Here is a 13,330-nt window from a genome sequence, read left to right on the forward strand (position 1 = left end):
CTCAGCTCCCCGTGGTGATCGCGGCGACGGCCGCGGGATCGACGCGCAACTTGCGCAGTGCCCGGCTGGCCTGGCTGCGTACGGTCGCCACCGAACAACCGAGGATCTCGGCGATCTGCTGGTCGGGCAGGTCGGCGAAGTAGCGCAGGACGATCACGGCCCGCTGCCTGCCGGGCAGCCCGGCCAGGATCTGCCGGACCGCCTCCCGCGTCACCACGGCGTCCACCGTGTCGCCGTCCGGCGCCTCGGGGAGGACCTCGCTCGGCACCTCGCCGCGCCACCTGCGCCGCCACCAGGTGGCGTGGGTGTTGACCAGGATGCGGTAGACGTACGGGTCCGGATTGTCGCCCACCCTCCGCCAGGCGAGCCACGCCTTGGCCAGGGCCGTCTGCAGCAGGTCCTCCGCCGTGCCCCAGTCACGGCACAGCAGGTACGCGGCCCGTAACAGGCGGGCCGAGCGCTGCTCCACGTAGTGCTCGAAGTCAGCCCGATCTCGCATCGGGGATCCTCACTGCTCGGTGTATGTCACCGATCACTACGCCTCAGGGATCCCGGGACGTTGCACGTGTCCTGGGGCCCGCCCGCCGGGGCTCGGATGCCCACGTGCGGGCGGTGAGAGCGGGGCCGCCGTCAGTGGCGGGGCGGCTGCGGGGGGTGGGGAGGCTGGGGCGGCGCCGGGGGCCACGGGCGCGCCTGCGGGTGCCGCGACCATTCCTGGTGGGAGGGGTGGATCTGGTGGGAGCCCGGTCCGACCTGGTAGGGGCCCGACTCGCCGGTGAGCTCGCCGCGCAGCTCGTTCCACTGCTCCCGCCAGGCGGCCCACGCCTTCTTGAGGGGCTTGGCCTTGGCGTCCCCGACCACCTTGACGTCTCCCATGAGGACGTACGCCCTGACCCTGACCAGTGGCGCTTGAGTGCCCGGGGGCGCCTCGATGACCTGGACCTTCTTGTCCCCCATGACGGCGATGCCGTCGAGCTCGACGTCCACCCCGTCCGGGACGATGATCTTCACGTCGCCCATGACCGCGGTGGCCATGATGTCGACCACTCCCCCGGTGCGCACCTCGGCCTGGCGCAGGTCCAGCACGACGTCGCCCATCACGGCGACGGCGCCGAGCGGCTTGTCGATCCGCCACGAACCGCGCCGCTTGGAACTGCCCATCACCGCGACGAACCAGCGCCGTGCCTGACCGCTCCGCTCCGCAGGGGGGTAGGCGGGTGCGGGCACCGGGTGGCCGCCGGGCAGGTCGGAGGTGACCACCGTCAGCTCGGCCTGGGTGCGGGCGGTGTAGGCCGCCTCGGTGCGCTCGGTCAGCTCCCCGAGGGTCAGACGGCCCTCGACGGAGGCGACCCGCAACCACTCGACGGCGGCTTCCCGCTCCGCGTCCGAAACCCGCATGTCCCCGGGATCATTCATAACTCACAACATATCGCGAGTTGCCCTAATAGAGGATCCCTCGGAAGGAGGAACCCCGATAAACACATCGGATGACGCCTCGTCGCCGGGCGCGAGGCCGGCGTACGGCCGAGCCGGGGAGGCACGCCATATGATCCGGAGGCATGTACCGAGAACTCCTGGACGCGGTGGCGGCCAACGACGCCGAGCGGGCCGAGCGGCTGCTGCAGGGCGGCACGAGCGCCGACCCCGACGGCGCGGAAGAGCCCACCGCCCTTTACCTGGCATCGAACCAGGGCCGCGTGGCCGTCGTACGCGCGCTGCTGGCCCACGGAGCCGACCCCAACCGGATCAGCGGCGGCGAGGACGGGGGGCTGCCCCTGTCCGCCGCCGCCGCCCTGGACCGTGTCGAGGCCCTGGAGGCGCTGCTGGCCGCCGGCGCCGACGTGTCAGGGCGGGAGGCCGGCGGGTGGACCGCCCTGCTCTGGGCCGCCGCCAACGGGCGGGCCGACGCGCTCCAGACGCTGCTCGCCGCCGGGGCGGACCCCGAGGACGCCAACGAGACCGGCGACACCGCGCTCACCCTGGCCACCCGGCGCGGTGCCCTGGGCGTCGTGCAGGCGCTGCTGCGGGCGGGCGCCGAGGCCGACCGGCCCGACGACGACGGCGACACGCCGCTGTCCATCGCCTACGACTGGCTGGGCACCCAGCTGGAGAGCGCGCTCCTGGAGCAGATCACCGAGCAGGTCCCCGAGGACTCGCAGTTCGTCGTGGGCCGCAGCAGGGCGAAGGACGGCACCGACCTGGTGACCGTCGCGGCGGTGGGCCCCGACGGGACCCGCCTGGCCGAGCTCACCTGCCAGCGCGGGCACGCGGCCGTCGCCACCCTGCTGGAGGACGCCACGGGCGAGCGGCTGCCGTTCGACGAGATGGTCGAGCGGGCGATGCCCTACCGGGACATCGACGAGGAGGCCGAGACCTGGTGGACCGTGGCGAGCTCGCTGAGCGGGCGCGGTGACGGGGAGACCTTCGACGCGGCGGTGCGGCTGTGCTCCAACGAGGATCCGCGCAAGCGGGAGTTCGCCGTCGACGTGCTCGCCCAGTTCGGGTTCACCGACGACGAGAAGCCCTACCTGGAGGAGGCGCTGCCGGTCCTGCGCCGGATGGCGGCCACCGAGGGCGACGAGCGGGTGCTGCGCTCGGTGCTCGGCGCGCTCGGCCACCACGCCGACCCGCGCGCCCTGCCCGAGGTGCTGGAGATCATCAACGCCGACGGCTGGACCCGCACCCAGGCCGACCCCGCCGCGCTGGCCGCCGTCCTGCCCCCCGGCGACGCCGAGGGGCTCGCGCTGCTCATCTCCATGACGCAGGACCCCGACGCGGAGGTGCGCGACTGGGCCACCATGGGCCTGGCGGGCCTGTCGGAGGCCCCGCAGGACAGCGAGCGGATCCGCGACGCGCTGGCCGCCAGGCTCGACGACGAGGACCTGAACACGGTCGCCGAGGCCACGCGCGGCCTGGCCACCAGGGGTGACGCGCGGGCTCAGCGGGGCGCCGACCGCGTGCTCGCCGAGAGCGACGAGGACGACGACTACATCCGCGATCTGGTCAAGAACCCCTGACCCGCGAGCCGGCCGCTCCGCGCTTCGGCTCCGTCCGCGCTTCGGCTCCGTCCGCGCTTCGGCTCCGTCCGCGCTTCGGCTCCGTCCGCGCTTCGGCTCCGTCCGCGCCCCGTCCGCGCCCCGTCCGCGCCCTGGCGCCGGGGCGCGGACGGGGCCGTCCCGCGTACGGCGGGGTGAACTTCCGGAGGCCGGTGTCCAACTATGGACGAAAATCGGATATAGCCCCCAATAAAGGGCGCCACCCCTCCGGAAGGGTGTTGAGATAGGCACAGAGGCCGGCGACGAGCCGGATGATTCACCGGAGGCCGCACGTGACCCATGACGTCTTCAACCAGGCTCATCCGCTCACCGGGCACGACGTGTCCGCCGACGCCGCCCTGATGGAGGGCGTGGCCCGCGAGGGTGCGGGATGGGCCACCGGGGAACTGCACAGGCTCGGCCTCCTCGCCGGTTCCGAGCAGGCCCAGGACTGGGGGCGGCTGGCGAACGAGCACCCGCCCGTCCTGCGTACCCACAACCGGTACGGGCGGCGGGTCGACGAGGTGGAGTTCCACCCCGCCTGGCACGAGCTGATGACCGTCGCCGTCGACAACGGCATGCACGCCACCCCGTGGTCGAGCGCCAGGCCGGGCGCGCACGTGGCCCGCGCCGCCAAGTTCTACGTCTGGAGCCAGGTCGAGGCCGGGCACGGCTGCCCGATCTCGATGACCTACGCCTCGATCGCCGCGCTGCGCCACAGCCCGGCGCTCGCCGCGGACTGGGAACCGCTGCTCGCCGCCCGGAGCTACGACTTCGGGCTGCGCCCGCCGCTCGGCAAGCGCGGAGTGCTCGCCGGGATGGCGATGACCGAGAAGCAGGGCGGCTCCGACGTGCGCGCGGGCACCACCCGCGCCGAACCGCAGGGCGACGGGAGCTACGTCCTGACCGGCCACAAGTGGTTCAACTCCGCCCCGATGTGCGACGTGTTCCTGGTCCTCGCCCAGGCTCCCGGCGGATTGTCGTGCTTCCTGCTCCCCCGCGTCCTTCCCGACGGGACCCGCAACGCCGTCCACCTGATGCGGCTGAAGGACAAGCTGGGCAACAGGTCCAACGCCAGCGCCGAGGTGGAGTACCACGGCGCGACGGCCTGGCTGGTGGGCGAGGAGGGCCGGGGGCTGCGGACCATCCTGGAGATGGTCAACATGACCCGGCTGGACTGCGTGATCGGCTCCGCGGCCGGCATGCGGTACGGCGTCACGCAGGCCGTCCACCACACCCGGCACCGGGGCGCGTTCGGCAGGAAGCTCGCCGACCAGCCGCTGATGCGCAACGTCCTGGCCGACCTGGCCCTGGAGTCGGAGGCGGCGACCGTCCTGATGACGCGGCTGGCCGGGGCGACCGACCGGGCCATCGCCGGCGACCGGGCCGAGGCCGCGCTGCGCCGCACCGCACTGGCCGTGAGCAAGTACTGGGTCTGCAAGCGCGCCCCGGTCCACGCGGCGGAGGCGCTGGAGTGCCTGGGGGGCAACGGCTACGTCGAGGAGTCGCAGATGCCGCGGTTGTTCCGCGAATCGCCGCTGAACGGCATCTGGGAGGGGTCGGGCAACGTCGCGGCGCTGGACGTGCTGCGCGCCCTGGGCCGCGAGCCCGAGGCCCAGGAGGCGTTCTTCGCCGAGGTCGCGCTCGCCGCCGGGGCCGACCGGCACCTGGACGCCGCCGCCGACCGCCTGCGCAAGTCCCTGGACGACACCACCGACTTCGAGATCCGGGCCCGGCGCGTCGCCGAGGACATGGCGCTGGTGCTGCAGGGCTCCCTGCTCGTCCGGCTGGCCCCCGCGGCCGTGGCCGACGCCTTCTGCGTCTCCCGCCTGTCCGGCGACGCGGGACGCGCCTTCGGCACCCTGCCCACCGGCCTGGACCTGGACGTCCTCGTCGAGCGCGCCTCGTTCTGACCCCTGTCCTCCGGGTTCCGGGACAACGGGGCGCTCCGGGTCACGGCGAGGTGACGACGCCGAGTAGGGTCGGTCATGGCCAACGGTTCATGATCGAAAGGACAATCGCCATGGCGACGACACGTACCGCGACGACTCAGTGGAAGGGCGCGCTGCTCGACGGTTCGGGCAGCGTCTCCCTCGACTCCTCCGGGGTGGGCACGTTCGACGTGTCCTGGCCCTCGCGCGCCGAGCAGGCCAACGGCAAGACCTCCCCGGAGGAGCTCATCGCGGCCGCCCACTCCTCGTGCTTCTCGATGGCCCTCTCCCACGGGCTGGCCCAGGCGGGCACCCCGCCCCAGACCGTGGAGACGAAGGCCGACGTGACCTTCCAGCCGGGCGAGGGCATCACCGGGATCGTCATCTCGGTCCGCGCCCAGGTTCCCGGCCTGACGGCCGAGCAGTTCCAGGAGGCGGCCGAGACCGCCAAGGCGAACTGCCCGGTGAGCAAGGCCCTCTCGGGCACGACGATCAGCCTCAACGCCGAGCTGCTGAGCTGATCGCGGTCATGCCCTCGCGATCGGGATGACGGCGGCCGGGCCGCTCCGCAGGGCGTTCACCACGGGTGGCCGCCCCGGAGTGGACTGGTCGCCTCGAACCGGTCACCGAGGGTGGCCGGCGACGGGCCCGTCACGGCGCCTTCGCGGCCACGCGTACCCCAGGGGTCACGCGTGGCCGCGCGGCGTGCGCGAAAAGGACAGGTACGGAAAGCACTCCATACCCCGGATACGAAACTCCTCAATACCGTCTTAAAGTGACAGGGGCGAGATACAGCCTGCACAAGGGAGCCGGACCAGAGGAGAACGGGGTCACATGCGCGCAGTCTGGCCGGGAGAGTCCTATCCGCTCGGCGCCACCTGGGATGGCGTGGGTACCAACTTCTCACTGTTCTCCGAGGTAGCGGAGCGTGTCGAACTCTGCCTTTTCGGAGATGACGGCCGCGAGGAGCGCGTCGAGCTGACCGAGGTCGACGGGTTCGTCTGGCACGGCTACGTCCCGGGGATCATGCCCGGACAGCGGTACGGCTACCGCGTCCACGGCCCCTACAACCCCTCCCAGGGGCACCGGTGCAACCCTTCCAAGCTGCTCCTTGACCCCTACGCCAAGGCCGTCGAGGGTGACCTGAAGTGGAACGAGGCGATGTTCTCGTACCAGTTCACCGATCCGGGCAACCGCAACGACGAGGACACCGCCCCCTTCATGCCGAAGAACGTGGTGATCAACCCGTTCTTCGAGTGGGGCAACGACCGGTCGCCCCGGACGCCGTACCACCAGACCGTGATCTACGAGGCGCACGTGCGCGGGCTCACGATGCGTCACCCCGCGGTGCCCGAGGAGCAGCGCGGCACCTACGCGGGGCTGGGCCACCCGGCGGTCATCGAGCACCTGCTGAGCCTTGGCGTGACCGCGGTGGAGCTGATGCCGGTGCACCAGTACGTGCCCGAGCACGCGATGGTCGCCCGGGGGCTGACCAACTACTGGGGCTACAACACGATCGCCTACCTGGCCCCGCACGCCGCCTACTCCGGCTCGGGCCAGCGCGGCGGGCAGGTGCTGGAGTTCAAGGCGATGGTGCGGGCGCTGCACGAGGCGGGGATCGAGGTCATCCTCGACGTGGTCTACAACCACACCGCCGAGGGTGACCACATGGGGCCCACGCTGGGCTTCCGCGGCATCGACAACCGGTCGTACTACCGCCTGCACGACGGCGACCGGCGCTACTACCTCGACTACACCGGCTGCGGGAACTCCCTCAACGTCCGCTCGCCGCACGCCCTCCAGCTGATCATGGACTCGCTGCGCTACTGGGTGCTGGAGATGCACGTGGACGGCTTCAGGTTCGACCTGGCCTCCGCCCTCGCCCGCGAGCTGCACGACGTCGACCGGCTGAGCGCCTTCTTCGACCTGATCCAGCAGGACCCGGTGATCTCCCAGGTGAAGCTGATCGCCGAGCCGTGGGACGTGGGACCCGGCGGCTACCAGGTGGGCAACTTCCCGCCGCTGTGGATGGAGTGGAACGGCAAGTACCGCGACAGCGTGCGCGACTTCTGGCGCGGGAGCGGGTCCGCGCTGCCGGAGTTCGCCTCCCGGCTGACCGGGTCCGCCGACCTGTACGCCACCTCGGGGCGCCGCCCGGTGGCCTCCATCAACTTCGTCACCTGCCACGACGGGTTCACCCTGACCGACCTGGTCTCCTACGACCGCAAGCACAACGAGGCCAACAAGGAGAACAACCGCGACGGCACCGACGACAACCGGTCGTGGAACTGCGGCGCCGAGGGCCCGGTCGAGGACCCGGAGATCGTGACCCTGCGCCGGCGCCAGCGCCGCAACCTCCTGGTCACCCTGTTCATCTCCCAGGGCGTGCCGATGCTGCTGGCCGGCGACGAGTTCGGCAGGACCCAGCGCGGCAACAACAACGCCTACTGCCAGGACAACGAGATCTCCTGGATCGACTGGTCGCTGGTCAACACCGAGGGCGACCTCCTCGACTTCGTCAGGAGCCTGTCCAAGCTGCGGCGCGAGCACCCCGTCTTCCAGCGGCGCCGTTTCTTCCACGGCCACAAGGCCGACGACGGGACCCGCGACATCGTCTGGCTCACCCCGGCCGGCGAGGAGATGTCGGCCGGCGACTGGCACACCGGCTACGCCAAGTCGCTGACCGTCTTCCTGAACGGCGACGCCATCACCGAACCGGGCACGCGCGGCGAGCGGATCGCGGACGACTCCTTCCTGCTCCTGATCAACGCCCACCACGAGGACATGTCCTTCAAGCTGCCCGAGGCGAGGTACGGCAAGCGGTGGCAGCGCGTGCTGGACACCGCGGACGATGGGCCGGCCGAGGCCCCGTTCGCCGAGGAGTCGTGGCCGGCCGAGGCCTCGGTGGAGGTGACCGCGCGCTCGGTGCGGATCCTGCGCTGCGCGCGCCTGTAGAGCTCTTCGAGGTCTCTCGTGCGCCTTGAGATCTTTCCCATGCGTGCCGGGATCTCTCGGGCGGCCTGAGAGCTCTCAGGCGTCCTCAAGGTCTCTTGGGCGCCTTTGAGAGGTCTCTCGGGCGTCCTCGAGGTCTCTCAGGCGCCGGACGCGACCGCGGCGGTGAGCAGGACGAGCACGAACGTCACCACCCCCACCGCGCCGTGCAGCAGGACGGCGACCATGGGGAAGCGCTGCTCGGCGCCGCGGGCGTGGCGGCCACCGCCCAGCCAGCGGGTGAACATCGTGAAGCCCAGCAGCGCGGAGGCCGAGAGCACGCCGAACGACAACCAGGCGAAGAGCGGATCCAGGGTGAGCACGTGGACGACCCAGCAGGCCAGGGCGGAGACCGCCAGGACCGGATGAGCGAAGATCAGCAATGCTGGAAAACGGGTGACCTTGGTCGCCTGCTGGCGCAGCCCTCCCCCGGAGAGCCACAGATACAGCAGGTAGATCCCGACCATCGCGGTGATCAACCATGTCACGATCGCGACAAGCCCCACACAGTCCTCCCGTGTCTCCAGGGATGAATCATGTATCGGGAGCCGTCCGAAGTCACTACAAGCCTTCACAACCGTTATCGACCATGCCGGGAAAGCTCACGGACCGCCTTCGTGCGAAGGTAGGGCGATGCGCCTCATCCATCCCGAGACCTCTGCCGAGGTCGACCTCGCGCGGGCCTACGCCTACCCCGCCGGCCCCTGCCTCCGGATCAACATGGTCGCCAGCGCCGACGGCGGGACCTGGCTGAAGGGGTTGTCGGGCGAGCTGTCCGGCAGGGGCGACCGCCATGTCTTCTGGGTACTGCGCGGGCTGGCCGACGTCATCGTGGCCGGAGCCGCGACCGTGCGGGCCGAGGGGTACGGCCCGGCGCGGGCCAGGCCGTCGTGGCGGGGGCTGCGCGAGGGCCGCCCGGCCGTCCCGCCGGTGGCGGTGATCACCCGCGGGCTCGACCTCGACCTGTCGGGCCCGTTGTTCGCCGAGGCGGAGCCGTACGCCCGGACGATCGTCATCACCTGCGAGGCCGCGCCCAGGGAGCGTCGCGAGGAGGCCGCCAGGCACGCCGACGTGATCGTGGCCGGGGGCGAGCGGGTGGACCTGGCGCTGGCGACGCGGGAACTCGCCGAGCGCGGCCTGACCCGGGTGCTGTGCGAGGGCGGCCCGAAGGTCAACGCCCAGCTGGCCGCCGCGGACCTGGTCGACGAGCTCTGCCTCACGGTGAGCCCGGTGCTGATCGGCGGGGACGCCGCCAGGGTCCTCGACGGCCCGTCCTCGCTCGCGCGCCTGCGCCTGGCCCACGTCCTGGAGGACGAGGGGTTCCTCTTCACCCGGTACGTCCGGCGGCGCGAGGAGGCCGTGACCCCCTGAGGCCATGACTCCTTGAGGCCGTGACTCCTTGAGGCCGTGACTCCTGACGCCGTACCCCCGAGGCCGTGACCCCCGGTGCCGTGACCCCCGAGACCGTGTTCCGCGAGGCCGGGACGGCGTTCGCATGGACATCTCAGCAAAGAAACGATATATCTCGAATATGTCTCGAACATCTTCCTCCGGTGACGAACTGCGCGCCTCGCTCGAAGCCCGCCGGCACCTCGGGCCGGAGTACGAAGACTCCCTCGTTGAGGGTTTCCTGGAGAAAATGGACCAGGAGATCGACAAGCGGGTGGACGACCGGCTCGCCGCCCGCGCACGCACGGAGAGCCCCGGGGTCCGCCCCTCCGTGGACGCCGGGCAGCGGCTGGCCCTGGCGATCATCTCTCTCGGGCTCGGGGTGCCGGGGACGATCGCGGTGTCCTACTCCGGCCTGAGCGACTCGCTCCTCGGGTTCATCCTGGTGCTCATGTGGGTCGGGATCATCAGCGTGAACGTGTCGTTCACCCTCGGACGGCGCCGCCAGAGCTGACCTCCGGCCCCGCCTCCACCGCCCGCCCCGCTCCCCGTGCCCTCGCCGGGCAGGCGCACCCGGGAGGTCCGCGCACGGCCGAGCCCCGTGGCGGGCGGAGAGGCCTTCACCGGCGCCGTCGTCGGCGGGGTGAAGCTCCCGGGCGCGTACCCGGTCAGGCGTGTGCGGCCGACCAGCCGAGGTGGGGGGCCGCGCGGGCGAGGAGGCCCGGCAGCGCGGGGTGGAGGCCGGCCGGCAGCTCGCCCTCACCGAACCAGGTCAGGTTCCCGATGCGGTCCGGCTCCGACGGTGTGACCTCACGCGGGTCGACCAGCACCGCGAACTGGACGGACACCCAGTGCGTCGGCAGCCCGCCCGAGGTCCGCCTCACGTTGGCCACCCCCACCTGGACCAGGTCCAGGGCGGTGGCGCCGAACTCCTCCCCGACCTCGCGCCGGACGCACTCCTCGAAGTCCTCGCCGAACCCGAGCTCGCCCGCCCCGGAGTCCCACACCTCACGGCTGTCCCTCGCCCCGGGACCGCGCAGGTGCAGGAGGATCCGGCCCTCGCCGTCGTGGCAGACGAAGCTGCAGCTGACCCCGATGTGGGAACGGCCGGCCGGGCGGGGGTCGACGGGGGCCGGATCGGGGTCGCGGCCGGGGTCGAAGCCGGGGTCGGGGTCGCGGTCGGGGCCGGGGTCGCTCAAGGGAGTCCGTCCTGGGTGAGGTCGAGGCGCGGGCGGCCGCCCGCCGGGCGGGACCAACCGTAGACCAGCCGGGAACCGGGCCGTCATGGCGGGATCAGGATCGCTCACGCGCGGGGACGGGTAGGTCCGCCCCGGAGCCGCCGCGGCGGCGGGACCGGGCACTCAACGGGACGGACCGCACAATCACCTGCCGTACCCACCGGTGTCCGGGCGCTGGCGCGCCACCCGGACGGCGGCATTGTGGCCGATCCGCGGCGTGCGGACGGCCGGCAGATGATTTCACCCCTCAACGGGAAGGTGAACCACCCTCCACACCCTTAAAGACGCCAAAACGGTCACAAAAGGATGCTTCGCCCATCAAGATTTTTTCGGGCGCACCGGCCGGACGTACGGCCAGGCGCCCGACGCCGGGACTCGCCCCTCCGCCCGCTTCGGCGACCGCATAGGCTGGTGGGATGGACAAGGTGGTAAAGAGCGACGCCGAATGGCGCGTCCAGCTCTCTCCCGAGGAGTTCCGCGTGCTCCGCCAGGCGGGGACCGAGCGTCCCTTCACCGGCGAGTACGTCGACACCAAGACAGTGGGCGTCTACAGCTGCCGGGCCTGCGGCACCGAACTGTTCCGGTCCGATACCAAATTCGACAGCCATTGTGGCTGGCCCAGCTTCTACGAGCCGTCGAAGTCCGAGGCGGTGACGCTGATCGAGGACCGCTCGATGGGCATGACCCGCGTCGAGGTCAGGTGCGCGACCTGCGACTCGCACCTCGGCCACGTCTTCCACGGCGAGGGCTACGGGACCCCCACCGACGACCGCTACTGCATCAACTCCGTCTCGCTGAGGCTGGAGCCCGTCGAGTAGGCTACCGGCTCACCTGTGGAGGCCCCGCCGGACCGACATCCGGCGGGGCCTTCCGCGCTCGGACGGCCACCTCGCTCCGTCCGGGAGGTTAACCGGCCGCAAGGAGGGGCAAAGCGAGATGACGCGTAGTGCTCGGACACACCCGTAGCGTGTTCACCTAAGGAGCTCCCGTGCATCTCCGCCATAAATGGGAGATCATCGAAACCATCGGCCGGGTGGTCACCCAGCGCTGCTCGATCTGCGGCAGGACCAGGGTCCGGGTGGTCTCGGCGGCGCCCCGCGTCGACTATCGCGGACTCGGATAGGTGAGGCGGCAATCGGCGTCGTCGGGGCCGAGGACGTTGGCCAGGACCGGATTGCCGTTCTCCCCGAACTCGGCCTGGACGAAGACCACGGGACTGGGCATGCCGAGCTCTCCGACGAGATAGTCGACGCCCGCCTCGCAGAGCTTGATCGCCTGCTTCGAGTTGTCCGCCGTCTCCGGCAAGTCCGTATATATCCGTAGATAACCGCCGACCATGCGGATGTCCTTGATCCGCTTGGTCACCTTACGGCTCTCGAAGTAGGCCACCGCCTTCTTGTCGGTGTGCTTGGAGGGTCCCGACGCCTCGGTCTCCCTGTCCTTCTGGCGTTTCTTCTCGGCCTTGGCCCGCTTCCCGGCCGCCTCCTCGCCCTTTTCGCCCTTCCCGTCCACCTCGGCGGCGACCACAGTGCCGGCCGCAGGGGCCCCGGGAGGCGCCATGGCGGCCACGCCGCCGGGAACCGGCGCCCGAGCCGTCCCGCCCGCGGGGGCCGCCCCGCCGGAGAACCACCCGCTCACCGCGAGGGCCCCCACCGCGAAGGCGACGACGGCCACCGAGACCTCGGGAACGTGCGAGCGAGACTTCTTCCTCCGGCGCCCCCGAGCACGCCGCCTGGATCGTGCCAGACCTTCGCCCCTTTTCACCCTTGGCCTCACATAGACAGGTGATTTTCCCCGAGTATGACAAAGCCAGGGAGCGGTAAAGAGACCTTCACGGGATTATTTTCCGCCGGGTCGTCACAGGAGACACGCCCTTCACCTCGCGGAACTCCCGGCCCTCCCGGAACCCCCGGCGACCCCCGCGACCCGCGGGGCCCGTGAGGCTCCCGGCGCCCGCGGGACCCGCGGGCCTCGCGGGAACCGGGGAACCGCGCCCTCGCCGCCGGGCCGGACCCGGCGGTGGCGCGGGAACGTGCGAAGGACTACGGCAGTGCCGCGATCAGCTCGCTCGGGGGCTTGCGGACCCCCGTGTAGAAGGGGATCTCCTCGCGGGTGTGCCGCCGGGCCTCGGCGCCGCGCAGGACGCGCATCAGGTCGACGATGCGGTGCAGCTCGTCGGCCTCGAACGCCAGCATCCACTCGTAGTCGTTCAGCGAGAAGCAGGCGACGGTGTTGGCCCGCACGTCGGGATACTCGCGGGCCATCCTGCCGTGCTCGGCGAGCATCCGGCGGCGGTCGGCGTCGTCCAGCAGGTACCACTCCAGGGAGCGCACGAACGGGTAGACGCTCACGTACCCCCGTGGCTCCTCGTCGGCCAGGAAGGCCGGGATGTGTGACTTGTTGAACTCGGCCGGGCGGTGCAGCGCCATCGCCGACCAGACCGGCTCGGCCAGCTGCCCCAGGCCGGTGCGGCGGAAGCGCGAGTAGGTCTCCTGCAGGTCCTCGGCCGTCGGGGCGTGCCACCAGAACATGAAGTCGGCGTCGGCGCGGAAGCCCGCCACGTCGTACAGGCCGCGGGTGACCACGTCCTTGCGCCCCATCTGGGCCATGAGCTCCTCGACCTCGGCGGCCATGCCCTCACGGTGTCCCGGGCAGTGCTCCCTCATCCTGAAGACCGACCACATCGTGTAGCGGATCACCTGGTTCAGGTCGCGCGCCTTGGGCCTCGGGTTCTCGTCCGTCATCG

The 13,330-nt window shown here is 71.3% G+C and carries 14 protein-coding genes; 8 read left to right on the forward strand and 6 right to left on the reverse strand.

Features of this window, described 5'->3' with window-relative positions; genetic code table 11:
- Position 1: 1 nt before the first annotated feature.
- Positions 2 to 499, reverse strand: a complete 498-nt coding sequence (locus AB0F88_RS11985) for a SigE family RNA polymerase sigma factor (protein ID WP_362681080.1) — start codon at positions 497 to 499, stop codon at positions 2 to 4.
- 131 nt (positions 500 to 630) lie between these two features.
- Positions 631 to 1,416, reverse strand: coding sequence for a DUF1707 domain-containing protein (locus AB0F88_RS11990; RefSeq protein WP_362681083.1), 786 nt, complete (start codon positions 1,414 to 1,416; stop codon positions 631 to 633).
- Positions 1,417 to 1,559: 143 nt separating this feature from the next.
- Here AB0F88_RS11990 and AB0F88_RS11995 point away from each other — a divergent pair, with 143 nt between their 5' ends.
- The 4 genes from AB0F88_RS11995 (at position 1,560) to glgX (ending at position 7,921) form a co-directional block, all read left to right on the forward strand.
- Positions 1,560 to 3,017: an ankyrin repeat domain-containing protein gene (locus AB0F88_RS11995; protein ID WP_362681086.1), complete on the forward strand. Its 1,458-nt coding sequence runs from the start codon at positions 1,560 to 1,562 to the stop codon at positions 3,015 to 3,017.
- A gap of 311 nt (positions 3,018 to 3,328) precedes the next feature.
- On the forward strand, positions 3,329 to 4,948 hold the full coding sequence (locus tag AB0F88_RS12000; protein WP_362681089.1) for an isovaleryl-CoA dehydrogenase: 1,620 nt from the start codon (positions 3,329 to 3,331) through the stop codon (positions 4,946 to 4,948).
- A gap of 110 nt (positions 4,949 to 5,058) precedes the next feature.
- The gene (locus AB0F88_RS12005; protein WP_329083919.1) at positions 5,059 to 5,487 is read left to right on the forward strand and encodes an OsmC family protein; all 429 of its coding nucleotides are present in this window, start codon (positions 5,059 to 5,061) and stop codon (positions 5,485 to 5,487) included.
- 313 nt (positions 5,488 to 5,800) lie between these two features.
- Positions 5,801 to 7,921: a glycogen debranching protein GlgX gene (gene glgX, locus AB0F88_RS12010; RefSeq protein ID WP_362681092.1), complete on the forward strand. Its 2,121-nt coding sequence runs from the start codon at positions 5,801 to 5,803 to the stop codon at positions 7,919 to 7,921.
- A gap of 137 nt (positions 7,922 to 8,058) precedes the next feature.
- On the opposite strand, the gene AB0F88_RS12015 is transcribed toward glgX, so the two are convergent.
- Positions 8,059 to 8,445, reverse strand: coding sequence for a hypothetical protein (locus tag AB0F88_RS12015; RefSeq protein ID WP_362681095.1), 387 nt, complete (start codon positions 8,443 to 8,445; stop codon positions 8,059 to 8,061).
- 145 nt (positions 8,446 to 8,590) lie between these two features.
- Between AB0F88_RS12015 and AB0F88_RS12020 the strand changes: the two genes are divergently transcribed.
- Together AB0F88_RS12020 and AB0F88_RS12025 are read left to right on the forward strand one after the other, a co-directional pair.
- Positions 8,591 to 9,328: a pyrimidine reductase family protein gene (locus AB0F88_RS12020; protein WP_362681098.1), complete on the forward strand. Its 738-nt coding sequence runs from the start codon at positions 8,591 to 8,593 to the stop codon at positions 9,326 to 9,328.
- A gap of 160 nt (positions 9,329 to 9,488) precedes the next feature.
- Positions 9,489 to 9,860, forward strand: a complete 372-nt coding sequence (locus AB0F88_RS12025; RefSeq protein ID WP_362681101.1) for a hypothetical protein — start codon at positions 9,489 to 9,491, stop codon at positions 9,858 to 9,860.
- A gap of 154 nt (positions 9,861 to 10,014) precedes the next feature.
- On the opposite strand, the gene AB0F88_RS12030 is transcribed toward AB0F88_RS12025, so the two are convergent.
- Complete coding sequence (locus tag AB0F88_RS12030) at positions 10,015 to 10,545, reverse strand: NUDIX domain-containing protein (RefSeq protein ID WP_362681104.1); 531 nt, start codon at positions 10,543 to 10,545, stop codon at positions 10,015 to 10,017.
- Between the two features lie 455 nt (positions 10,546 to 11,000).
- Between AB0F88_RS12030 and msrB the strand changes: the two genes are divergently transcribed.
- Together msrB and AB0F88_RS12040 are read left to right on the forward strand one after the other, a co-directional pair.
- A complete protein-coding gene (gene msrB, locus AB0F88_RS12035) occupies positions 11,001 to 11,402 on the forward strand; it encodes a peptide-methionine (R)-S-oxide reductase MsrB (RefSeq protein WP_344746678.1) in 402 nt (133 codons plus the stop codon).
- A 170-nt stretch (positions 11,403 to 11,572) separates the two neighbouring features.
- Entirely contained in the window at positions 11,573 to 11,707 is a 135-nt protein-coding gene (locus AB0F88_RS12040; protein ID WP_362681108.1) for a hypothetical protein, read from the forward strand.
- Here AB0F88_RS12040 and AB0F88_RS12045 read toward each other — a convergent pair.
- Both AB0F88_RS12045 and hemQ read right to left on the reverse strand, forming a co-directional pair.
- Positions 11,689 to 12,258, reverse strand: a complete 570-nt coding sequence (locus AB0F88_RS12045) for a hypothetical protein (RefSeq protein WP_362681111.1) — start codon at positions 12,256 to 12,258, stop codon at positions 11,689 to 11,691. The two genes, AB0F88_RS12040 and AB0F88_RS12045, sit on opposite strands and share 19 nt — an antisense overlap.
- Before the next feature lie 368 nt (positions 12,259 to 12,626).
- On the reverse strand, positions 12,627 to 13,328 hold the full coding sequence (hemQ, locus tag AB0F88_RS12050; RefSeq protein ID WP_362681114.1) for a hydrogen peroxide-dependent heme synthase: 702 nt from the start codon (positions 13,326 to 13,328) through the stop codon (positions 12,627 to 12,629).
- Positions 13,329 to 13,330: the final 2 nt, after the last annotated feature.

This window comes from Streptosporangium sp. NPDC023963, assembly GCF_040639135.1.
Taxonomy (GTDB): Bacteria; Actinomycetota; Actinomycetes; order Streptosporangiales; family Streptosporangiaceae; genus Streptosporangium.